This window comes from Aeromonas taiwanensis (assembly GCF_000820165.1).
Classification (GTDB): Bacteria; Pseudomonadota; Gammaproteobacteria; order Enterobacterales; family Aeromonadaceae; genus Aeromonas; species Aeromonas taiwanensis.
The window spans coordinates 1-20,817 of sequence record NZ_CDDD01000031.1; the positions used below are offsets into that span (position 1 = coordinate 1).

Here is a 20,817-nt window from a genome sequence, read left to right on the forward strand (position 1 = left end):
CTTCCAGCCAGGGCGGCCCCTTCGCCTTCCCGGTTGACCGGCCCCTCCCCCCACTCTCGGGCACCTGGCGTTTGGTGCTTGCCCCAGCCACCCGATAGAAGGAGGGTGCACAAGCTATTCATATCCTGGCATATCTCAATTAGATCATTGATTTACTGTTCTTTTTCTAAGAACCAAACGGCATGAGAGCGCCCTTCTCGTTCCTTCTCACCCGCCAAAGTTCAGATAAAGATGTGGCTTCCAACACCCCCGACAAGGAAGTGCATCATGACAGTAAAAGGCATCTCTCTGTGGCTCGCGGCCTCCGCGCTGCTCGGCCAGTCCGCCCAGGCCATCGAGGTCACCGTGGCCTACCAGACCTCGGCCGAGCCCGCCAAGGTAGCCCAGGCCGACAACACCTTCGCCAGGGAGAGCGGCGCTACCGTGGACTGGCGCAAATTTGACAGCGGTGCCAGCGTGGTACGGGCGCTCGCCTCCGGCGACGTGCAGATTGGCAATATCGGCTCCAGCCCCCTGGCGGTGGCGGCGAGCCAGAACCTGCCCATCGAGGTGTTCCTGCTCGCCTCCAAGCTCGGGGAGTCCGAAGCCCTGGTGGTCAAACAGGGGCTCACCAAGCCCGAGGATCTGGCGGGCAAGCGCATCGCCGTGCCCTATACCTCCACCACCCACTACAGCCTGCTGGCAGCCCTCAAGCACTGGAACGTCGACCCCGCGACGCTGCAGATAGTCAATCTGCAACCCCCGGCCATCATCGCCGCCTGGCAGCGGGGGGACATCGACGGCGCCTATGTCTGGGCCCCCGCCCTCAACCAGCTCACCAGGGAGGGCAAGGTGCTGACCGACTCCGCTCAGGTGGGTGACTGGGGAGCACCGACCCTGGATGTCTGGGTGGTGCGCAAGGACTTTGCCAAGGCCCACCCGGAGGTGGTGCAGGCCTTCGTGAACAGCACCCTGGCCGCCCAGCAGGCCTACCTCGCCAACCCGGAAGGCTGGCTGGCCCAACCCGAGCATCTCGGCAAGCTCGCGGCCCTGAGCGGTGTTCCCGAGGCAGAGATTCCCGCCCTGGTGAAGGGCAACACCTACCTCGATGCGAAGGCCCAGAGCGCCGAGCTTGGCCCCCTGGTCAACCAGACCATCATCGACACCGCCCGCTTCCTCGAGAGCCAGGGCAAGGTTGCGAGCGCCGCCTCGGACTACCGCCAGTTCGTGACCGATCGCTTCGTGAAAGCCGTGGCCCAGTAGACCGGAGGAGACGACCATGCTGCTGCTCTCTCATGTGTCCGCCGAGTACGCCGGAAGGCGGGTACTCGACAACGTCAGCCTCTCCCTGCCCGAGGGGGAGCTGATGGTGGTGCTCGGTCCCTCTGGCTCGGGCAAGACCACGCTCCTCAACCTGGTGGCAGGCTTCGAGCCCTGCCACCACGGCCAGATAAGCCTGGAGGGCCAGCGCGTCACCGGTCCGGGCGCCGAGCGCGGCGTGGTGTTCCAGAGCGAGGGGCTGCTGCCCTGGCGCAACGTGCGGGACAACGTGGCCCTCGGCCTGCAACTGGCGGGGGTGCCCGGGGCCGAGCGCACCCTGCTGGCCGAGGAGCTGCTGCGTCAGGTAGGGCTGGAGGGAGCCGGCGATCGCGCCATCTGGCAGCTCTCCGGCGGCCAACGCCAGCGGGTTGGCATCGCCCGCGCCCTGGCCACCCGGCCCCGCCTGCTGTTGCTGGACGAGCCCTTCGGCGCCCTGGACGCCTTCACCCGGGAGCAGATGCAGACCCTGCTGCTGCGCCTGTGGCATGAGCACCGGCGCCAGGTGCTGCTCATCACCCACGACATCGAGGAGGCCATCTTCATGGCAACCGATCTGGTGCTGCTCTCCCCTTCTCCCGGGCGGGTGATGGAGCGGCTGACCCTGGATTTCGGCCGCCGTTTTGCGGCCGGCGAACCCTGCCGCAGCATCAAGTCCGACCCCGCCTTCATCGCCAAGCGGGAATACGTGCTGGGGCGGGTGTTCGCAGAGCGGGAGGCCTTCGCATGAGCCTCACCCTCACCCGGCAGCGGATCGTCGCCCACAGGCGTGCCCCGGGCTGGCCCCTGCCGCGCCGACTGACCCTGAGCCTCGCCACCCTGATCGCCCTGCTCGCCCTGTGGTGGCTGGTGGCGCACCTTGGCTGGGTCGATCCCCTGTTTCTGCCGCCCCCACAGCGGGTGCTGGCCCAGCTCATCACCATCGCCGGGCCCCAGGGCTTTATGGACGCCACCCTGTGGCAGCACCTGGGGGCCAGCCTGGGCCGCATCCTGGCGGCGCTGGCGGCGGCGGCCTTTTTTGGCATCGCGGTGGGCATCGCCATGGGGCTTAGCCCTGTGGTGCGCGGCGTGCTGGATCCCCTCATCGAGCTCTACCGCCCGGTGCCGCCGCTCGCCTACCTGCCCCTGATGGTGATCTGGTTTGGCATCGGCGAGACCTCCAAGGTGCTGCTCATCTACCTCGCCATCTTCGCCCCCGTGGCCCTGGCGACCCTGGCGGGGGTGCAGAGCGCCAACGCGGTGCGAGTGCGGGCGGCGCAGACGCTGGGGGCATCCCGGTCCCAGGTGCTCTGGCACGTGATCCTGCCAGGCGCCCTGCCGGACATCCTGACCGGGCTGCGCATCGGGCTCGGGGTGGGCTGGTCCACCCTGGTGGCGGCCGAGCTTATCGCCGCCACCAGGGGAGTGGGCTTCATGGTGCAATCCGCCGGCGAGTTTCTCGCCACCGACGTGGTGCTGGCGGGCATTCTGGTGATCGCCGTGATCGCCTTCGTATTGGAACTGGGCCTGCGCGCCCTGCAGCGCAGGCTCACTCCCTGGCATGGAGAAGAACAATGACTGACAAGCTGACCATCACACCGCTGGGGCCCCATATCGGCGCCCAGATCGCCGGCGTCAACCTGGCCGAGCCACTGACCCAGGGGCAGTTCGAGCAGATCCATCGGGCCTTGCTCAAATACCAGGTGCTCTTCCTGCGAGACCAACCCATTACCCCGCGAGCGCAGCGGGCACTGGCGAACCGCTTCGGGGATCTGCACATCCACCCCGTCTATCCTCACACGGAGGAGGCCGAGGAGATCATCGTGCTCGATACCCACAATGACAATCCGCCGGACAACGACAACTGGCACACGGACGTCACCTTTATCGAGACCCCCCCGGCGCTGGCCATTCTGGCGGCCAAGCAGTTGCCTCCCACCGGGGGAGACACCCTCTGGGCCAGCGGCATCGCGGCGCTGGCGGCCCTCTCCCCGCCCCTGAAAACCCTGCTGGCGGGGCTGGAGGCGGAGCACGACTTCACCAAGTCGTTCCCGGCCCACCGGCACGACGGCAGCGAGGAGGAGCGCCAGCGCTGGCAGGCCGCCGTGGCCCGTCACCCGCCCCTGCGCCACCCAGTGATCCGCACCCACCCGGTGAGCGGCCGGCAGGCCCTGTTCGTCAACGAGGGGTTCACCACCCGGCTGCCCGGGCTGCCCCCCAAGGAGAGCGAGGCGCTGCTGGGCTTTCTGTTCGAGCACATCACCCGCCCCGAGTTTCAGGTGCGCTGGCGCTGGCAGGAGAACGACATCGCCATCTGGGACAACAGGGTGACCCAGCACTACGCCAATGCCGACTACCTGCCGGCGCGCCGGGTGATGCACAGGGCCACCATCCTCGGGGACAAGCCCTTCTGGCGCCCGGACTGACCTGTGCGGCTCCCCCGCCCTGCCCCAATGAAAAAGCCCGCCGAGAGGCGGGCTTTTCACATCCACATTGCGGCTCAGGCCTTGAGCTCCAGCACCCGGGTGAAGCCCCCGTAGATCATGCGGGCGCCGTCAAACGGCATAGTCTGGTGCAGGGGATTGGCGGGATCCATCCTGGGATCCTGCATCATCCTGGTCATGGCGTCGTCCCGCACCGCCTTGCTCGGCCACTCCACCCAGGAGAAGACCACGGTTTCATCCTCCTTCGCCGCCACCGCGCGGTAGAAGTCGGTCTGCTTGCCGTGGGGCACGTCGTCCCCCCAGCACTCCAGCACCCGGGTGGCGCCATATTCGAGGAAGATGGGGTCAAACTGCCCCGCATGATCGATCAGGGCCTGCTTGTTGGCCGTGGGCACGGCGATCACGAATCCGTCCACATATGACATGAGCCTTTCCTCCTGTGAGTGAGGATCTCAGCATAGCAGCCGTGCCCCAGGTCACCCTCAAAGAGAGACCAGCCGCTCCAGATCGCTGCGGGTCAGGCGCTTGCTGTCCACCTTCACGTAGAGGGAGTGCTCCTCGCGCACCAGCAGCACGTCGCTCACCCCGTCGCAGGCGCGGATCCGCTGCTCCAGGGCCGGGGTGGCCTCCACCCCTTCCGGCAGCACGATGCGCAGGCTGCTGACATAGGGGGGCTCGGCCATGGTGAGGCTGACGCCAAACCAGAGCAGGGCCAGGACGGCACAGCCGCCAAACACCAGGGGGCCGCCCCCCAGGCCGTAGAGCAGGCCGCCGAGGCTGCCGCCGATGGCCACCCCGAGGAACTGGCTGGTGGAGTAGACCCCCATGGCGGTGCCCTTGTAGCCCGGTGGCGACTCCTTGCTGATGAGGGACGGCAGCAGCGCCTCCATCACGTTGAAGCCGATGAAGAAGAGCTGCAACCCGGCGAGCAGGGCCCAGAGCCGGGCGCCGCTCTGCCAGAGCACCAGCTCGGCGACCAGCATCACCACCACGCAGCAGAGGAAGACCCGCTTCATCTGGCGGCGCTTCTCGGCGTAGATGATGAAAGGCACCACGCTCACGAACGCGATGGCCATGGTGGCGAGGTAGGCCTGCCACTGGTCGTCCCGGGGCAGGCCGGCGCGCTCCAGCAGCGGCGGCAGCGCCACGAAGCTCGCCATCAGCAGGGTGTGAACGCAGAGGATGCCGAGGTTGAGCTTGAGCAGACGCCCGTTGGTGAGCACGGTGCGAAAACTGCCGCGCACCATGGCGGACTCGCGGTTCTGCAGGTGCGCCGCCGGGGTCGGCACCGCCCAGATCACCAGGGCGATGGCGCACAGGGCCAGCAGGGCGATGAGCCAGAACAGACCTGAAAGCCCCACCGCATGGGTGATGAGGGGGCCGGTCACCATGGCGATGGCGAAGGTGATGCCAAAGCTCACCCCGATGAAGGCCATCGCCTTGGTGCGGTTCTGCTCGCGGGTGAGATCCGACAAGAGCGCCATGACGGCGGCCGAGATGGCGCCGCTCCCTTGCAGGGCGCGGCCGACGATGACGCCCCAGATGGAATCGCTCAGGGCCGCGACCACGCTGCCGATTGCAAACATCAGCAGGCCGCCGACGATGAGGGGCTTGCGCCCCACCTTGTCGGAGAGCAGGCCGAAGGGGATCTGCAACAGGGCCTGGGTCATGCCGTAGATGCCGATGGCCAGGCCAATGAGGGCTTCGGACGCCCCCGCGAGAGACATGCCGTAGGTGGTCAGCACCGGCAGCACCATAAACATGCCGAGCATGCGCAGGGAGAAGACGGAGCCGAGCGCCCAGGTCGCGCGTCGCTCGCCCCTCGTCATGGTGAAATCATTCATGAGGGCCTCGATAGACAAGAAGAGAGAAGAGATCCGGGTGAATGGCGCCCTGCCTCCACCCGGCAGGATCCGGGAACCCCATCACGGGGGCCACATAATAACAGAGCCGGGAAGGTTCCCGGCTCTGGATTCTATTGATTTTCCTGCGTCACATCACAGCGGTGAACCACGCCACTCAAGGCAGCATGGTCACCAGGACGGGCGCGGCATCGGGCTGGAAGTCCACCGACATCATCACGCTCAGGCAGGTGATGGTGACGATGGAGAACATGAACAGCTTGCGTGCCCACAGGGAGTCATCAACCGCCGCCTTGTAGCCAGACAGCGCCATCCCCAGCCACCAGACGCTCACCGCGGTGGCCACCACCAGATACTTGTAACCGGCGTAGCCACCGAGGAACAGCATCAGGGTCGGCACCATGAACGCCAGGATGTAGAGGGTGATGTGGAGCTTGGCCACGGGGATCCCCTTCACCACCGGCAGCACCGGGATGTTGGCCGCCTGGTAATCCTTGAAGCGGAAGATGGCGATCGCATAGGAGTGCGGCATCTGCCACAGGCTGAAGATCGCCAGCAGGATAAGCGCCCCCGAGTCAAACTGGCCGCTCACCGCGCAGTAGCCGATGACCGGCGGCGCGGCGCCGGACAGGCTGCCGACCAGGGTGCCATAGACAGAGTGGCGCTTCATGTAGAGGCTGTAGACCCCCACATAAACCAGGAAGCCCAGCACCGCCAGCAAGGCGGCCAACGGATTGGCCGCAAAGTAGAGCAGTGCAATGCCCGCAACGCCCAGCGCCGTGGCATACCAGAGCGACACACCGGGGGCGATGAGCCCGCGCACCAGGGCGCGGTTCTTGGTCCGCTCCATGATGCAGTCGATGTCCCGGTCGATGTAGTTGTTGAACACGCAACCGGAGGCCACCACCAGTGACACCCCTGCCATGGTCAGGATGAACAGGGGCACATCCAGGCTCCCCTTCGAGGCCAGCAGGAATCCCCCGATAACCGAGATGAGGTTACCGAAGATGATGCCCGGCTTGGTCACTTGCAGGTATTGCTTCATCATCATCAACCCGCTCAGTGAACCATCATGTTGATGTTGAGGTTGTACATGATCCACAGGGAACCCACGACCACGATGGCGATGATGAGCACGGTAAAGATCAGTGCCACCAGGTTCCAGCGCTCCTCGGACGAGGTGTTCATGTGCAGGAAGTAGACCAGGTGCACGAAGATCTGCACTACCGCCATGCCCACCACGGTGCCGAGCACCACGGCGTGGGAGGCGGAGCCGTCCATCACCATCCAGAACGGCACGGCAGTCAGGATGAGTGACAGCACGAAACCGATCATGTAGGACTTGACGCTGCCGTGGCTGGCGCCGTGATTGTCAACGGAATGACTCATTACATGACCCCCATCAGATAGACCACGGTGAAGACGCAGATCCACACCACGTCGAGGAAGTGCCAGAACAGGCTCAGGCACATCAGGCGAGTACGGTTGCGATCGGTCAGCCCCTTCTTGGCTACCAGCACCATCATCACGATGATCCAGATAAGGCCGCTGGTCACGTGGATACCGTGGGTACCCACCAGGGTGAAGAAGGCAGACAGGAAGCCGCTGCGATCCGGGCCCGCATCATTGACGATCAGGTGATGGAACTCGTAGATCTCCATCGCGATGAAGCCGGCACCCAGCAGGAAGGTGACGAACAGCCAGGTGTTGACCGCCCCGACCTTGTTCTTGTTCATGGCCAGCATGCCGAACCCGAAGGTGATGGAGCTCAGCAGCAGCAGCATGGTTTCGGCAAACACGAACGGCAGTTCGAAGATGTCCTTGCCGGTGGGGCCGCCGGCAGTGCCGTTGACCAGGACCGCATAGGTCGCGAACAGGGTCGCGAACAGGATGCAGTCACTCATCAGGTAGATCCAGAAACCGAATACCTTGGTGGCACCGGCATCGTGGTGCCCATCCTCATGGGCACCGTGAGAGTGATGTAGTACGTCAGTCGCCATGGAATTAAGCCACCTTGTTGATGTTGTCGAAATGCTGACCTTCGATGCGCTCGATCTCGTCAACCTGTACGTAGTAGTCCACATCGTCGTTGAAGCTGTGGATGATCCAGGTGGCGATCATGCCGATGAAGCCGGCGATGGCCATCCACCAGATGTGCCAGATCATGGCAAAGCCGAACACGGTGCTGAAGGCGGCGATGATGACGCCGGCGCCGGAGTTCTTGGGCATGTGGATGGGAGCATACTGGGCCGGCTTGCGATAGGCGCTGCCGTCCTGCTTGGCTTCCCAGAAGGCGTCCAGACCCTTCACCTTCGGCTCGATGGCGAAGTTATAGAAGGGGGGCGGAGAGGAAGTAGCCCACTCCAGGGTACGGCCACCCCAGGGATCGCCGGTCAGGTCGCGGTTCTTCTCGCGGTCGCGGATGCTGACCACAATCTGGATGACCTGGCACAGCACGCCGATGGCGATGAGGCCGGCGCCGCAGGCGGCAACCACCAGCATGCCATGGAACTCGGGATCGATGTTCTGGCTGACGCGACGGGTCATGCCCATGAAGCCCAGTACGTAGAGCGGCATGAAGGCCACGAAGAAGCCGGTGATCCAGAACCAGAACGCGCGCTTGCCCCAGACGTCATCCAGCTTGAAGCCGAACGCTTTCGGGAACCAGTAGGTGATACCGGCGAAGCAACCGAACACCACGCCGCCGATGATGACGTTGTGGAAGTGGGCGATCAGGAACAGGCTGTTGTGCAGCACGAAGTTGGCGGCCGGCACGGAGAGCAGTACCCCGGTCATGCCACCCACGGTGAAGGTGATGATGAAGCCGACGGTCCACAGCATGGGCGAGGTGAACTCGATGCGACCGCGGTACATGGTGAACAGCCAGTTGAAGATCTTCACCCCGGTCGGGATGGAGATGATCATGGTGGTGATGCCGAAGAAGGCATTCACGTTGGCACCGGACCCCATGGTGAAGAAGTGGTGCAGCCACACGATGAACGACAGCACGGTGATCGCCACGGTTGCCCACACCAGGGAGGTGTAACCGAACAGCTTCTTCTTGCAGAAGGTCGCCACCACTTCGGAGAAGATACCGAAGACCGGCAGCACCAGGATGTACACCTCGGGGTGACCCCAGGCCCAGATCAGGTTGATGTACATCATCATGTTGCCACCCATGTCATTGGTAAAGAAATGGGTACCGAGGTAACGGTCTGCGGTCAGCAGGGCGATGGTGACGGTCAGGATCGGGAAGGAGGCGATGATCAGGATGTTGGCACACAGGGCGGTCCAGGTGAAGACCGGCAGGCGCATCATGGTCATGCCGGGGGCACGCATGCGGATGATGGTGGCGAAGAAGTTCACACCGGTCAGCAGGGTCCCCAGACCCGAGATCTGCAGACTCCAGATCCAGTAATCGACCCCGACCCCGGGACTGAACTCCAGCCCCGACAAGGGCGGATAGGCCAGCCAGCCGGTCTGGGCGAATTCACCGACCCCGAGGGAGACGTTGATCAGCACCACGGCCGCGGCGGTGAACCAGAAGCTCAGGTTGTTAAGGAAGGGGAAGGCGACGTCACGGGCACCGATCTGCAGCGGCACCACGATGTTCATCAGACCGATCACCAGCGGCATGGCCACGAAGAAGATCATGATGACGCCGTGGGCGGTGAAGATCTGGTCGTAGTGATGGGCGTTGAGGTAGCCTTCGCTGCCCGCAGAGGCCAGGACCTGCTGACCACGCATCATGACCGCGTCGGCGAAGCCGCGCAGCAGCATGACCATGCCCAGAATGAGATACATGATACCGAGGCGCTTGTGGTCGACCGAGGTCAGCCACTCTTTCCACAGATATTGCCACTTGCCGTAGTAAGTGATGAGACCGGCGATGGCCAGCCCACCCAAGATGATACCGGCTATCGTGACCATGATGATGGGTTCATGGTACGGAATAGCCTCGAGTGTCAATTTTCCAAACATCGATTATTCCTCGGATCCTGCTTTCACACTCTTGTCGGCCGACATGGCCATGTGTCCGGCATGGGCGTCATGGTTCATGGCCTGCTCGTCCATGGCACCCTCGGTCGGGGCCTCATGGTTCATGGCGTCATGATTCATGGCTTCGTGGTTCATGGCTTCGTGGTTCATGCCCTCGTGGTCCGCGGCGCCCGCTTTCTGGGTGTCGTGACCACCATGGGACATGCCGCCCATGAACTTGTTGATGATGTTGACGAACAGCTTGGGATCGGCGCTGGCGAAGTACTCAACCGGGTGGTTTTCGCTCTTCTTGGCCAGGGCATCGAACTCATCCATGGTGTTCAGCGCCTTGGAAGAGGCCTTCACCTTGGCTACCCAGGCGTCGAAACCGGCCTGATCCTGGGTCGCGATGGCCTTGAACTTCATGCCGGAGAAGCCGGCACCGCTGTAGCCGCCCGAGATGCCCTTGTACTCGCCCGCTTCGTTGGCGATCAGGTGCAGCTTGGTCTGCATGCCCGCCATGGCGTAGATCTGGCCACCCAGCTGGGGAATGAAGAAGGAGTTCATCACGGTGTCGGAGGTCACGCGGAAGTTGACCGGGGTATTGACCGGGAATGCCAGCTCGTTGACTGAGGCAATGCCCAGTTCCGGATAGACAAACAACCATTTCCAGTCAAGGGAAATGACATCGACCTGAATGGGTTTAACCTCGGATTCCAGTGGTTTGTAGGGGTCCAGAGAATGGGAGGTTTTCCAGGTAATCACCGCCAGGATGGCGATAATGATGACGGGTACGGTCCAGACGACCGCCTCAATCTTGTTGGAGTGAGCCCAGTCCGGCGCATAGGTGGCGCTGGTGTTGGACGCTCGGTATTTATAAGCGAACGCCACCGCCATCACGATCACAGGCACCACCACAATCAGCATCAAACCGAGTGCGGTCAATATCAGTGACTTCTGCTCCAGACCAACTTGCCCCTTGGGGCTCATCAGAGCCATGTCGCAACCGCTCAGCAAGCTGGCAGTCGCGAGCAACAGCAAAGCGCCCAAGCCCCTCTTCACGTCAAAGAGTCTCATGCAATGTCCTCATCTTTTGAAGGCTTATTGGTATAAAAAAATGCAGCATTTTATTGCATCAGACCGGCATGTGAACAACATGAAAAATTAATCCCGCAAATGTTCCAGAGGTGATGAAAACGAGTGTCAGATGTTAATCCCTTGACAATGACCAATTTACTCATGTCACAGCCCGGCAATTCATCTTCCGTTAATCTTTTTTCCCGCCGGAATCGCTCACTAATTAAACGAAACCATCAGGTTGTTCTATTTTTATCCGGGTTTCACGACATTTTAAGAGCCGAACAACCCCTTTCACAGGCACAGGCCAAAAACACATGCCTTGATCTGGATGCGTATTTTCCGGGGAAGATTAAAAAAATAATTAATCAAACATTCGTATGATTAACTTCCTGGGGCCGACAAAAGCGGATGACGACCCGCCCTGACCGACACCCACCCAGAAAAAGGGCCCCATGAGGGGCCCTGCCTACCGTCGTTTTCCTGCTTCCCCGGGGACCGTCACTCAGGGGTGGGGATGCTCCCTACGGGTCGCATCGGCAATCCGGTTCCAGGCATTGATGGTGACGACCTGCGTCAGACACTGAGCCAGCAGGGTCTCCCCACGAGGATCGCCACGACGAGATCCACGCGGTGTTTCGCGGCGGCCGCTTCCTCACCCCCCAGGCCCGCGCCTTTATCCACTTCCTGGTCGAGGTGACCCACCCCTGCAAAAGCCGCGCTGACGGCGGCCGGAAAGGCAGACGCCGGGCAGCAGGCCCGGCGTCTGGCAGATCCGACGTGGTTTGGTGCAAGGGAGGCGCCTAGCGGGGCTTGCTCCCCTCCGGGGTCGTGCTCCGGTAGTCCCCGTAGGGGAAGATGTTGCGCAGGCGCTGGGCCACGGGCTCCGGGATGGAGCGGGAGAAGACCAGCCTGACGCCGCTACCGTCCCGCTGACCCAGGATGCGACCGCGCACCGGATCCTGCTGCAAGACCTGCTTCGCCTGCGCAAGGAAGCGCGGCGGCACCGAGCCCCGCTTTACCACCACCTTGCCCGGCGCGAGCCGGATCTCGAACAGGGCACCGCGCCCCAGCGTCATCAGCCACCAGATCAGGGCTATCGCCACCAACAGAGACAACCAGGCCATTGCTTCTCCCTCCCGTTCACTCGATGTGCGTCAGTATAAGCGGTGCCGACCGGTGAGGCTCCGGCCGGCGTCACGCTTTCGCCACCCCCGCGCTCAGCGCCTCTTGCCCCAGGCGATCAGGGTATCGCGGTAGAGCGCCAACAGCGCCTGATCCCGCACCGCCACCCCGACCCGCTGGGCCGGGCAGGCCGCCCACTCGTCGTGGGGATGGGAGTTGCCGTCGAACTTTTGCAGGGTATGGCCGATGGCGGGCCCCTGGGTGATGACGCGCACCGGCCCCTCCCGCAGAGTGAACAGGGAAGGATCTATCACATAGGCGATGGCGGACGGGTCGTGCACGTGGCAGCCCTCCATGCCGATGCGCGCCGAGTAGAAACGCAGGTAGAAGCGGCTGACATCCCACAGGAAGCGGCCGGGCTCCCCCGCCTCGTCCCGCAGGGCATCCAGGTAAGCACCGCTGAAGACGCTCTGCTGGGTGACGTCGAGCCCGATGATCACCACCGGCCAGTCGGCGGTGAACACCACATCGGCGGCCTCGGGATCGTCGTGGATATTGGCCTCCGCATAGGGGGTCACGTTGCCGCGATGGCCGTTGACGCCAAAGGCGCCCCCCATCACCACCACTTCCCTGACCAGGCCGGCGATCTCGGGGGCGGCCTCGAGCGCCAGCGCCAGGTTGGTCAGCGGCCCTATGGTCACCAGGGTGATCTCGCCGGGATGGGCCTTCACCGTCTCGACGATGTATTGCCAGGCCGGGCGGGGATCCGCTGAGAGACTCACCTCCCCCGCCTGCACGTCACCAAAGCCGGTGGGACCGTGCACCACAGTGGTGGGGCCCACAGGATCCCGCAGCAGGGGCGCGGCGGCCCCCTGGGCCACGTCGGCCTTCATGGCATATTTCTGCTTGAGCCAGAGGGCGTTGTGGGTGCCGTTCTCGATGGTGGCATTGCCAAATACGGTGGTGATGGCGAGCAGATCGATGGCGGGATGCGCCTCTGCGAAGAGAATGGCCATGGCATCGTCGATGCCGGGATCGGTATCCAGAATGATCTTGTGGGTCATGGGGCCTCCATAGGACAGAGTCGCCAGTGTAACGACCCATCACCACTTTAACAGCGCCGGGATCACAACCTTGGGGTTTCATCTGCATCAAGCGTGATGACAGGCTCCCTTATCCCGCTAATGGCGGCCTCCCCAACGGCCATGGCAGACATGGGTCAGCACCATGACCGGGGTAGCCAGGGCACGGGCCCTCTCCCTTATTCCCCGAAGCGACTGGGCATCACTCCCGGGACGGGTCGGTGCCCACGGCCTGGCCCCGAGCCGTGCGCTTCAACTGCCCCATGAATTGCTTGAAATGGGGGAGAAACTCTTTGAACAGCTCGTCTTTGCGATGCTGCATCATCACTTCGCCAAACAGCTTCAATCCGACGATAAACGCCTGGTGTTCCTGCTCCGACATGGCCAGCTTCCCCTTGCTGAGCGCCAGGATGGCAAAGATGTCGTCGTGATTCTGGCACTCGAACTGCAGCGCGGGGGCCTCGCCGTCCAGCGACTGGACCTGTACACGATACTGGTGTGGCATGCTTCCTCTCCTCTCGGGCTGGGCTTTTGCCAACATGGTTGATAAAATCAATTAAACCAATTCAAGTTGACTTTATCAACCATGAAATTATCGAACCACCTCTTCCGGATCCTGGATCAGTACAAGATCGCCCTGGCGCAGCATTTCCGGGTACAGCAGCTCTCCCTCAGCCCCCTGCATTACAAGGTGCTGCAACTGATCCACGCCCACGACCCGGCCACCCCCCAGCTCATCGCGCAGCAGTCGGGCCGCGACAAGGCCCAGGTCACACGCCTGCTGCAGGAGATGGAGAAACAGGGGCTGATAGAGAAGCAGCCCCATCCGACGGATAAGCGCAGCATCTGTCTGGCCCTGACCCCGCTGGCCTGCGACCGCGTCAGCCAGGCGGAGCAGCTGGCTGCGTCGCTCGACGAGCAGCTGTGTGCCTTGCTGGAGCCGGCAGAGGTGCAGCAGCTGCAGCAACTGCTGTGCAAGATAGAAAAGGGTTTGGGATCAACCGGGTAGATCCAACGCCGACATGCGCCGCCACCCTGTCTGATTTGTGGCCAACCGGCGCAGTACCCGCTGGCGGCGCCTTGTGAGCCACTCCCGGAGATGGTATCACTGGCCTCACTCTCCCCTTTCCCCGTCGAGGCCCCCTAGTGATCACCCTGATTAAAGAGTCCGACCAGCTGAAGATGCCCTGGAAAAACAAGCAGGGCACCACGGCCCAGATCCTCATCTCCCCTGCCGGGGCCAGCCTCGACAGGCTCGACTTTGACTACCGCCTGAGCTCGGCGCCCATCAAGGGGCCGGGGACCTTCTCCCTCTTCCCCGGCTACCAGCGCATTCTGCTGCCCGTCAGCGGTGCCGGCTTCGTGCTCAACGGCCACCCCTATGCCACCTTCGAGGCGGCCCACTTCAGCGGGGACGACGAGACCCACTGCGAGCTGCTCAAAAAAGAGGTGACAGATCTCGGGCTTATCTATCACCCGGAGCGCCTCAGCGCCAATGTGCGGGTGCTCACCCTGCCCTTCCCCCTGAGCCTCACCCTGGAGGCGGACAAGACCTACCTCTGCCACCTGCTGGAGGGCCAGCTCACCGTGCAGGGGCAGAGCGTCGCCCCCAACGAGACCCTGGTGATCCGCGATGAGGTGAGCATCCACTTCGAGTGCGGCAAGAAAACCACCATCGCCTTCTTTACCCTGCAGGAAAAGTGAATCCGCCTCCTGTCCGATGACGAAGACAAAAAAGCCGGGCAATGCCCGGCTTTTGTCTGTCTGTGCAAGGGGTCCCTCAACCGACCTTGAAGGTGCCCTTCATCATGGCGAAGTGGCCGGGGAAGGAGCAGAAGAAGGTGAGATCCTTGCCCGCCAGCCCCTCGGTCTTGAAGGTGACGCTGGTGCTCTCGCCGCCGCCCACCAGCTTGGTGTGGGCCAGGATGCGAGCATCGTCCTTGGGCAGGTAGTCATGATCGGCACCGGCACTCATGCCCGCGGTGGCAACGGCCTGGTAGTCGGCGGTATTGGCCAGCACCCAGTTGTGACCCATGTTGGCCACCGGCAGCTTGCCGGTATGGTTCAGGGTCACCGTCACCTCCTTGCAGGTCGCCGGCACGCTCATCGCCTGCTGGTTGAACTGCATGGCGTCATTGCCTTCGATAGTCAGCGCACACTCGTCGGCCAGGGCCGGGGCGGCGAGGGAGCTCAGAAGCAGCAGGGCTAATACCTTTTTCATCATCTTCTCCTTTGATGGCGATGGATGGCAGCAAACTCGCCTCGCCAACCCGAGTGGCGCCGAGCAAAGATGCTGTCAGAATCGATCTTCATTGTATTCAAATGCCGCCGGGTGACGACCGCTTTTGTTCAAAGCTGCGGGCCGGGTCACTCCTCTGCCCTGCCTTTGGGACGGCAACAACGCCGGATTGGTCAACAGACCGACCGGCTTAATTATTTGCAGGGGTCGGGCACTTGGCCAGCTCGCCAACCCGAACGCCCTTGGCTAAGCTGCTCCCCCGTCGACGACTCCCGCGAGAATTGAGATGAACACACCCGCCATACGCCGGGCCCGGCGCGCCCTGCTGCTCCCGCTGATAGTGCTGCTGGGCGCCTGCCAGCCCGCCCCGACCCAGACCCGCATTCAGGGCAAGACCATGGGCACCTATTACGCGGTGACCCTGAGTGACCCCTTCCCGGGCGGGAAGCCGGCACTGCAGCAGGAGGTGGACGCCCTGCTGGCGCGCATGAACCACGAGATCTCCACCTATGACCCGGACTCCCTCATCTCCCGCTTCAATCAGGGCAGCGGCCAGCCCCCCCTGGCCATTCCCGCCACCATGGCGAGGATAGTGCAGCAGGGCATAGACGCCGGCCATCTCACCAAAGGCAAGCTCGACGTCACCGTGGGCCCCCTGGTCAACCTGTGGGGATTCGGGCCGGACAAGCGTCCCGTCAAGCGCCCCAGCGCCGAGCAGATCGCCAGCGCCCGCCAGAAGGTGGGCATCGACCGCCTGACCCTGACCCCAGAGGGGGATCACTTCCTGCTCGGCAAGGCCATCCCCGCACTCTATCTCGACCTCTCCACCCTGGGCGAGGGGGCGGCCTCCGACGAGATAGCCGGCCTGCTGGAGCAAAAGGGGGTGCACAACTACCTCATCGAGGTGGCGGGCGCCGTGCGCAGCAAGGGCCACAACGCCAAGGGCAATCCCTGGCGGGTGGCCATCGTCGAGCCCTCTGACAGGCCCGGCGCCATCGAGGACGTGGTCACCCCGAACGGCATGGCGGTGAGCACCGCCGGCAGTTATCGCAACTATTACGAGCTCGACGGCAAGCGCTACTCCCACATCATCGACCCCGCCACCGGCCAGCCCGTGACCCACAGGTTGGTCTCCGCCAGCGTCATCACCCCGACGGCGCTGGAGGCCGATGCCCTGGACACCGCCCTCATGGTGATGGGGCCAGAGCGGGCCATGGCGTTCGCCCGGGAGCACAAGCTGGCGGTCTATCTCATCGAGAAGACGGATCAGGGGTTTGTGGCGAGCCACACCCCCGAGTTCGCCCCCTATCTGGCTCCCAGGCAACCATAAACAAGCCGCCATGAATAAAGAGGCCCCGCAGTGCGGGGCCTCTTGGTGTGCAAGCCGGCGCTACTCGATGGGAATGCGGTGGGGCGCCGGGGTCACCGCCTGCTTGGGCAGTTGCAGGGTGAGGATGCCGTTGTCGAAGCGGGCGACAACCTGCTCCGGCGTCACCTCCACCGGCAGCTCGACGGTGCGCGACACGCTGCCATAATAGCGCTCGCTGCGCAGGGCGCGCTCATCCTTGCTCTGGCTGTCATGCTGGCGGATCTCCGCCTTCAGGGTCACCAGCTTGCCGTGTACCTCCACGTGGATGTCCTCCTTCGCCACCCCGGGCAGTTCCGCCTGCAGCAGGTAGCCGCCGTCGCTCTCCTTGAGATCCAGCTTGATCTGGCTGGGCAGCGGATCCCCGTGCAGGGGCCGGATGTAGAAGCCGGAGGCCATGTCGTGAAACAGGTCATCAAACAGGCTGGTGCGACTCGGTAGCAAACTCATTTGATTCCTCCTTATAGGACGCATGGAGCGCAGGCGAGCACCGCGCCCCCTGCCGCTCCCCGTCATCTGTCTCTCTTCAAGTCTAAAAACCGGGTCCGCCCCCGCCACTGCCATCTCGCCTCTCCTTGACGAAGATCAAGGGCGCGAGTCGATTTTTTCGGCGCCGGCCCCGCCGGGAAAAACCGGTCCCCCTTCCCACGTGCAATTGCCTGCCTGCGGACTTTGATGGCACACTTCTCTCACCAGCCCGCAGCGCCTCGATGCCAGACAGATGCAGACACCTGAACCCGCGCCAGAGAAGAAAGCCCAGCCCAAGCCCAGGCATATCCTGCTGGTCAACGAGCAGCGATCCTTCCAGATGATGATGAAGGCGATGCTGATCAACATCGGCATCAACCGCATCACCTACACCAACTCCGCGGACGAGGCGCGCCGCCGCTGCCAGAAAGAGAGTTTCGACATCTATCTGCTGGACTACGAACTGGGCGCCGGCGAGAACGGCCGCCAGCTGCTGGAGAGCCTGCGGGATCAGCAACTCATTCCGCCCCAGAGCGTGGTGATCATGGTCAGCAGCGACAGCTCCCGGGCCATGGTGCTGAGCGCGCTGGAGGCCGAACCCGACGAATACCTGATGAAGCCCTTCTCCCAGGAGCAGTTCTCGTTTCGCTTGAAGCGCGCCATCGCCCGCCGCCAGTCTCTGGAGAGCGTCTTCAGCGCCCTCATCCGAAACGATCTGCCCGCCCTGGCCGAGGCCTGTGCCAGGCAGGCGGATGCGGTGCCCCGTTTTGCCAACTTCTGCCGCTGCCTGCAGGCCGATACCCAGCTCAAGCTGGGGCAGGCGAAGGAGGCGCGCAGCCTGATGCGACAGCTGCTGGCCGGGCAGGAGAACAGCTGGGCCCGGCTCACCCTGGGCAAGGCGTGCCACACCCTCGGGCTGCACGACGAGGCGGTGAGCCACCTGCAGGCGACCCTGAAACACACTCCCCTGATGGTGGAGGCTTACCTCTGGCTGGCGGAGTCCCTGCTGGCGCTCGGCAAGGATGAGCAGGCCCAGCAGGAGCTGAGGCGAGCGGTGGATATCTCCCCCCAGTCAGTGCAGCTCTCCCGCCGCCTGGCGGAGGTGTGCCTGCTGCGCCACGACTACGGCCAGGCCAAGGACGTGCTGCTCTCCCTCATCGACCTGTCGCGCAACTCCATCCACCGAACGCCGCATTATCTCGGGGCCTATATCCAGACCCTGACCCTCTACGCCCTCAACAGCAACGACAGCTATCACATCGCCAACCTGCAAAAGCAGGTGAACTCGGCCCTGTCGCGCATCCGGGACTCCCTGATGATGGCGGAGTTCAACTACCCGGTGTTCGAGCAGATCTGCCAGGCCCGGGTGCGCATCGCCCTGGGGGAGCTGCTCAAGGGCAAGAAGATGCTCTATCGCGCCAACCAGAACTGGCTGGACAAGCCGGACACCATGCCCCCCGCCCTGCTCGGCGAGACCATACTCGCCCTCTACCAGCTCGGGGAGTTCGAGTACGCCGAGAGCCTGCAGGCCCTGCTGGCCGAAGACGAGGATCGGCTGCTCACCACCTGCATCCAGGTGACCCGGGATGACAAGACGGTGCAGGAGCGGCGCCAGCGCTACCAGCAGCTCAACGATCTGGGCATCAAGGCCTATCAGAGCGGGGAGCTGGAGCAGGCCCTCGGCCACTTTCGCGAGGCGCTACGCCGGGCGCCGGCCAATACCGGGGCGGCCCTCAACAAGATCCAGGTGCTGCTGCAGCTGATGCAGAAGAACCGCAAGAGCCCGGAATTTGGCGCCGAGTGCAAGGAGACCCTGGGGGTGCTGGAGGGCATTCCCCTGAACCCGGCCCAGCAGGAGCGTTTTCGCAAGCTGCGTCAGGAATATCACCAGCACGCCTGAGCGGCGCCCCTCTCCCCTCACCTATGCTGATACAGACTTCAGGAAGGGAGGGGCAACACCATGGCGATGTGCCGATACCTGGTGGCCGATGGCCGCCACTGCACCGAAGAGGCGGGAGATCAGGATCTGTGCCGCTGGCATGACCCCAGAGCCCCCCACCAATCCCCGGACACCGCGGCCGACCTGGAGCACTATGTGCGCCAGGGCGGCCTGTGCCACGGCCTGCAACTGGCTCGCGCCGAGCTCAGCGGCCTCAACCTGGTGAACAAGCAGGAGCCGGCAGGCTTTCTGCTGGAGCAGTGCAACCTCTATCGCGCCAACCTGCGTGGCGCCCACCTCTACGGCCTGCGCATGACGGGGGGCAGCCTGATGAAGGCCGACCTCAGCGACGCCAACCTGCACTGCGCGACCCTGCACGACGTCAACCTGCTCGGCATCCGCTGGAAGAACACCCGCCTCGACAACCTGGATACCGGCCCCCGGCTGATGCAGGACAGAAAGGGGCGCAAGGAGCGGGACACCATGCAGGCCCGCGTCTGGTTCAAGGAGGCGGAAGAGACCTACCGGGACCTGCGCAAGGCCTCGGAGGCCCAGGGCATCTTCACCATGTCCGGACGCTACATCCAGCAGGAACTCACCATGCGCCGTCTGCAGATGCCGTTCTGGTCCTATCAACGTTTTGCCTCCTGGATAGTCGATCTCTTCTGCGGCTACGGCGAGGCCCCCATGCGGGTGGTACTCTTCTCCCTGCTGCTCATCCTCATCTGCAGCGTGTTCTACTTCTTCTTCGGCCTCAGCTTCGCGGGCGAACACCTCGTCTATCGCCCGGACGCCCCCCTGGAGCAGAACGCCATCTTCCTGCTGGAATGCCTCTACTACAGCGTGGTGACCTTCACCACGCTAGGGTATGGCGACTTCACCCCGGTGGGGTTGTCGCGGATCTTCGCCGCCTTCGAGGCCTTCACCGGCAGCTTCACGCTGGCGCTGTTCGTGGTGGTGTTTGTCAAGAAGATGACCCGATAGGCTGGCGGCCGGGGACCTTTCCCCCTTCCCCGGCCCCCGAACTTGCATCCATCGCGGATTCCTAGTCCAATAGCCACTTATAAAAATGACATGAGCACCCCGAACATGAAGATCATCTCTTTCAATATCAATGGCCTGCGTGCCCGTCTTCATCAGTTGCAAGCCCTTATCGACAAGCACCAGCCGGACGTGATCGGCCTGCAGGAGATCAAGGTCCACGACGAGGCCTTCCCGGTCGCGGACGTGGAAGCCATGGGCTACCACGTGGTCTTCCACGGCCAGAAGGGGCACTACGGGGTCGCCATCATGAGCAAGCAGGCGCCACTCGAGGTGCAGAAGGGTTTCCCCACCGATCCGGAAGACGCCCAGCGCCGCATGATCATGGCCAGCTTCAAGCGGGAAGACGGCTCCGTCATCAAGGTGATGAACGGCTATTTCCCCCAGGGGGAGAGCCAGGATCACGAGACCAAGTTTCCGGCCAAGCAGAAGTTCTACGAGGACCTGCAGCACTACCTCGAGACCCACCACACCCCCGGCGATCAGATAGCGCTGATCGGGGATATGAACATCTCCCCCACGGATCTCGACATCGGCATCGGCGAGGCGAACCGCAAGCGCTGGTTGCGGGACGGCAAGTGCTCCTTCCTGCCCATCGAGCGGGAGTGGATGGAGCGCCTCAAGGGGTTCGGCCTGACCGACACCTTCCGCGCCGCCAATCCCACCGAGTGCGAGCGCTTCTCCTGGTTCGACTACCGCTCCCGCGGCTTTGACGAGAACCGGGGCCTGCGCATCGACCTCATCATGGCCTCCGACGCCCTCAAGGACAGAGTGACCGAGGTGGGGATCGACTACGAACTGCGCGGCATCGACAAGCCTTCCGACCACGCCCCCATCTGGACCACCTTCGCGTGATGATCTGATCATGGCGGCTCACCGATGGGGATACTTTCCACATCCTTGAGCCGCCATGATCAGATC

At 63.4% G+C, this 20,817-nt stretch carries 21 protein-coding genes and 1 pseudogene; 10 read left to right on the plus strand and 12 right to left on the minus strand.

Features of this window, described 5'->3' with window-relative positions; genetic code table 11:
- The first annotated feature begins 267 nt into the window (after window positions 1–267).
- From tauA to tauD, 4 genes are read left to right on the plus strand one after another with little or no spacing between them, the layout of a single operon-like run.
- Window positions 268–1,242, plus strand: a complete 975-nt coding sequence (gene tauA / locus BN1136_RS05460; RefSeq protein WP_043759248.1) for a taurine ABC transporter substrate-binding protein — start codon at window positions 268–270, stop codon at window positions 1,240–1,242.
- A gap of 16 nt (window positions 1,243–1,258) precedes the next feature.
- The gene (tauB, locus tag BN1136_RS05465; protein ID WP_043759246.1) at window positions 1,259–2,026 is read left to right on the plus strand and encodes a taurine ABC transporter ATP-binding subunit; all 768 of its coding nucleotides are present in this window, start codon (window positions 1,259–1,261) and stop codon (window positions 2,024–2,026) included.
- Entirely contained in the window at window positions 2,023–2,853 is an 831-nt protein-coding gene (tauC, locus tag BN1136_RS05470) for a taurine ABC transporter permease TauC (protein WP_043759244.1), read from the plus strand. The genes tauB and tauC overlap by 4 nt, the downstream gene beginning before the upstream one ends.
- Window positions 2,850–3,701 carry a taurine dioxygenase gene (gene tauD, locus BN1136_RS05475; RefSeq protein WP_043759242.1) on the plus strand — a complete coding sequence of 284 codons (852 nt, stop codon included), beginning with the start codon at window positions 2,850–2,852 and terminating at the stop codon, window positions 3,699–3,701. Before tauC ends, tauD begins: the two co-directional genes overlap by 4 nt.
- Window positions 3,702–3,775: 74 nt before the next feature.
- On the opposite strand, the gene BN1136_RS05480 is transcribed toward tauD, so the two are convergent.
- The 10 genes and pseudogenes from BN1136_RS05480 to BN1136_RS05525 form a co-directional block, all read right to left on the minus strand.
- Entirely contained in the window at window positions 3,776–4,144 is a 369-nt protein-coding gene (locus BN1136_RS05480; protein ID WP_043759240.1) for a DUF1428 domain-containing protein, read from the minus strand.
- Window positions 4,145–4,201: 57 nt separating this feature from the next.
- On the minus strand, window positions 4,202–5,563 hold the full coding sequence (locus BN1136_RS05485) for an MFS transporter (protein WP_043759238.1): 1,362 nt from the start codon (window positions 5,561–5,563) through the stop codon (window positions 4,202–4,204).
- Between the two features lie 175 nt (window positions 5,564–5,738).
- Window positions 5,739–6,632, minus strand: a complete 894-nt coding sequence (cyoE, locus tag BN1136_RS05490) for a heme o synthase (protein WP_043759236.1) — start codon at window positions 6,630–6,632, stop codon at window positions 5,739–5,741.
- An 8-nt stretch (window positions 6,633–6,640) separates the two neighbouring features.
- On the minus strand, window positions 6,641–6,970 hold the full coding sequence (locus BN1136_RS05495; protein ID WP_043759234.1) for a cytochrome o ubiquinol oxidase subunit IV: 330 nt from the start codon (window positions 6,968–6,970) through the stop codon (window positions 6,641–6,643).
- A pseudogene (locus BN1136_RS05500) lies at window positions 6,970–7,617 on the minus strand (cytochrome o ubiquinol oxidase subunit III); the annotation flags it as partial. The gene BN1136_RS05495 and the pseudogene BN1136_RS05500, both read right to left, overlap by 1 nt.
- Window positions 7,586–9,562 carry a cytochrome o ubiquinol oxidase subunit I gene (gene cyoB / locus BN1136_RS05505; RefSeq protein WP_043759230.1) on the minus strand — a complete coding sequence of 659 codons (1,977 nt, stop codon included), beginning with the start codon at window positions 9,560–9,562 and terminating at the stop codon, window positions 7,586–7,588. The gene cyoB and the pseudogene BN1136_RS05500, both read right to left, overlap by 32 nt.
- A gap of 3 nt (window positions 9,563–9,565) precedes the next feature.
- On the minus strand, window positions 9,566–10,636 hold the full coding sequence (cyoA, locus tag BN1136_RS05510; RefSeq protein ID WP_081843661.1) for a cytochrome o ubiquinol oxidase subunit II: 1,071 nt from the start codon (window positions 10,634–10,636) through the stop codon (window positions 9,566–9,568).
- Window positions 10,637–11,439: 803 nt separating this feature from the next.
- Window positions 11,440–11,763 carry a DUF3634 family protein gene (locus BN1136_RS05515; RefSeq protein WP_043759228.1) on the minus strand — a complete coding sequence of 108 codons (324 nt, stop codon included), beginning with the start codon at window positions 11,761–11,763 and terminating at the stop codon, window positions 11,440–11,442.
- A gap of 93 nt (window positions 11,764–11,856) precedes the next feature.
- The gene (locus BN1136_RS05520) at window positions 11,857–12,825 is read right to left on the minus strand and encodes a nucleoside hydrolase (protein ID WP_043759226.1); all 969 of its coding nucleotides are present in this window, start codon (window positions 12,823–12,825) and stop codon (window positions 11,857–11,859) included.
- 220 nt (window positions 12,826–13,045) lie between these two features.
- Window positions 13,046–13,348, minus strand: coding sequence for a DUF3861 domain-containing protein (locus BN1136_RS05525; RefSeq protein WP_043759224.1), 303 nt, complete (start codon window positions 13,346–13,348; stop codon window positions 13,046–13,048).
- 81 nt (window positions 13,349–13,429) lie between these two features.
- Here BN1136_RS05525 and BN1136_RS05530 point away from each other — a divergent pair, with 81 nt between their 5' ends.
- Both BN1136_RS05530 and BN1136_RS05535 read left to right on the plus strand, forming a co-directional pair.
- Window positions 13,430–13,852 carry a MarR family winged helix-turn-helix transcriptional regulator gene (locus tag BN1136_RS05530; RefSeq protein ID WP_052447058.1) on the plus strand — a complete coding sequence of 141 codons (423 nt, stop codon included), beginning with the start codon at window positions 13,430–13,432 and terminating at the stop codon, window positions 13,850–13,852.
- A 137-nt stretch (window positions 13,853–13,989) separates the two neighbouring features.
- On the plus strand, window positions 13,990–14,547 hold the full coding sequence (locus BN1136_RS05535; RefSeq protein WP_043759222.1) for a HutD family protein: 558 nt from the start codon (window positions 13,990–13,992) through the stop codon (window positions 14,545–14,547).
- A gap of 76 nt (window positions 14,548–14,623) precedes the next feature.
- Here the strand turns inward: BN1136_RS05535 and azu are convergent, their stop codons facing one another.
- Entirely contained in the window at window positions 14,624–15,064 is a 441-nt protein-coding gene (gene azu / locus BN1136_RS05540) for an azurin (RefSeq protein WP_043759220.1), read from the minus strand.
- A gap of 304 nt (window positions 15,065–15,368) precedes the next feature.
- Between azu and BN1136_RS05545 the strand changes: the two genes are divergently transcribed.
- Window positions 15,369–16,412: an FAD:protein FMN transferase gene (locus tag BN1136_RS05545; RefSeq protein WP_043759218.1), complete on the plus strand. Its 1,044-nt coding sequence runs from the start codon at window positions 15,369–15,371 to the stop codon at window positions 16,410–16,412.
- Window positions 16,413–16,472: 60 nt separating this feature from the next.
- Here the strand turns inward: BN1136_RS05545 and BN1136_RS05550 are convergent, their stop codons facing one another.
- Window positions 16,473–16,898 carry an Hsp20/alpha crystallin family protein gene (locus BN1136_RS05550; RefSeq protein ID WP_043759216.1) on the minus strand — a complete coding sequence of 142 codons (426 nt, stop codon included), beginning with the start codon at window positions 16,896–16,898 and terminating at the stop codon, window positions 16,473–16,475.
- Between the two features lie 271 nt (window positions 16,899–17,169).
- Here BN1136_RS05550 and BN1136_RS05555 point away from each other — a divergent pair, with 271 nt between their 5' ends.
- The 3 genes from BN1136_RS05555 to xthA all read left to right on the plus strand — a co-directional run bounded on the left by BN1136_RS05555 (window position 17,170) and on the right by xthA (window position 20,751).
- Window positions 17,170–18,816, plus strand: a complete 1,647-nt coding sequence (locus BN1136_RS05555) for a tetratricopeptide repeat-containing response regulator (protein WP_043759214.1) — start codon at window positions 17,170–17,172, stop codon at window positions 18,814–18,816.
- 60 nt (window positions 18,817–18,876) lie between these two features.
- Entirely contained in the window at window positions 18,877–19,839 is a 963-nt protein-coding gene (locus BN1136_RS05560; protein WP_043759213.1) for an ion channel, read from the plus strand.
- 105 nt (window positions 19,840–19,944) lie between these two features.
- Window positions 19,945–20,751 carry an exodeoxyribonuclease III gene (gene xthA / locus BN1136_RS05565; RefSeq protein ID WP_043759212.1) on the plus strand — a complete coding sequence of 269 codons (807 nt, stop codon included), beginning with the start codon at window positions 19,945–19,947 and terminating at the stop codon, window positions 20,749–20,751.
- Window positions 20,752–20,817: the final 66 nt, after the last annotated feature.

Excerpts from the sequence above, each read along its gene's own strand:
- tauC (WP_043759244.1), top strand. The coding sequence starts at position 2,023 with ATGAGCCTCACCCTCACCCGGCAGCGGATCGTCGCCCACAGGCGTGCC.
- BN1136_RS05525 (WP_043759224.1), bottom strand. The coding sequence starts at position 13,348 with ATGCCACACCAGTATCGTGTACAGGTCCAGTCGCTGGACGGCGAGGCC.
- tauB (WP_043759246.1), top strand. The coding sequence starts at position 1,259 with ATGCTGCTGCTCTCTCATGTGTCCGCCGAGTACGCCGGAAGGCGGGTA.
- BN1136_RS05495 (WP_043759234.1), bottom strand. The coding sequence starts at position 6,970 with ATGAGTCATTCCGTTGACAATCACGGCGCCAGCCACGGCAGCGTCAAG.
- xthA (WP_043759212.1), top strand. The coding sequence starts at position 19,945 with ATGAAGATCATCTCTTTCAATATCAATGGCCTGCGTGCCCGTCTTCAT.
- BN1136_RS05550 (WP_043759216.1), bottom strand. The coding sequence starts at position 16,898 with ATGAGTTTGCTACCGAGTCGCACCAGCCTGTTTGATGACCTGTTTCAC.
- cyoE (WP_043759236.1), bottom strand. The coding sequence starts at position 6,632 with ATGATGATGAAGCAATACCTGCAAGTGACCAAGCCGGGCATCATCTTC.
- BN1136_RS05545 (WP_043759218.1), top strand. The coding sequence starts at position 15,369 with ATGAACACACCCGCCATACGCCGGGCCCGGCGCGCCCTGCTGCTCCCG.
- tauD (WP_043759242.1), top strand. The coding sequence starts at position 2,850 with ATGACTGACAAGCTGACCATCACACCGCTGGGGCCCCATATCGGCGCC.
- tauA (WP_043759248.1), top strand. The coding sequence starts at position 268 with ATGACAGTAAAAGGCATCTCTCTGTGGCTCGCGGCCTCCGCGCTGCTC.
- BN1136_RS05480 (WP_043759240.1), bottom strand. The coding sequence starts at position 4,144 with ATGTCATATGTGGACGGATTCGTGATCGCCGTGCCCACGGCCAACAAG.
- BN1136_RS05515 (WP_043759228.1), bottom strand. The coding sequence starts at position 11,763 with ATGGCCTGGTTGTCTCTGTTGGTGGCGATAGCCCTGATCTGGTGGCTG.
- BN1136_RS05485 (WP_043759238.1), bottom strand. The coding sequence starts at position 5,563 with ATGAATGATTTCACCATGACGAGGGGCGAGCGACGCGCGACCTGGGCG.
- azu (WP_043759220.1), bottom strand. The coding sequence starts at position 15,064 with ATGAAAAAGGTATTAGCCCTGCTGCTTCTGAGCTCCCTCGCCGCCCCG.
- cyoA (WP_081843661.1), bottom strand. The coding sequence starts at position 10,636 with ATGAGACTCTTTGACGTGAAGAGGGGCTTGGGCGCTTTGCTGTTGCTC.
- BN1136_RS05520 (WP_043759226.1), bottom strand. The coding sequence starts at position 12,825 with ATGACCCACAAGATCATTCTGGATACCGATCCCGGCATCGACGATGCC.
- BN1136_RS05555 (WP_043759214.1), top strand. The coding sequence starts at position 17,170 with ATGCAGACACCTGAACCCGCGCCAGAGAAGAAAGCCCAGCCCAAGCCC.
- cyoB (WP_043759230.1), bottom strand. The coding sequence starts at position 9,562 with ATGTTTGGAAAATTGACACTCGAGGCTATTCCGTACCATGAACCCATC.
- BN1136_RS05530 (WP_052447058.1), top strand. The coding sequence starts at position 13,430 with ATGAAATTATCGAACCACCTCTTCCGGATCCTGGATCAGTACAAGATC.
- BN1136_RS05560 (WP_043759213.1), top strand. The coding sequence starts at position 18,877 with ATGGCGATGTGCCGATACCTGGTGGCCGATGGCCGCCACTGCACCGAA.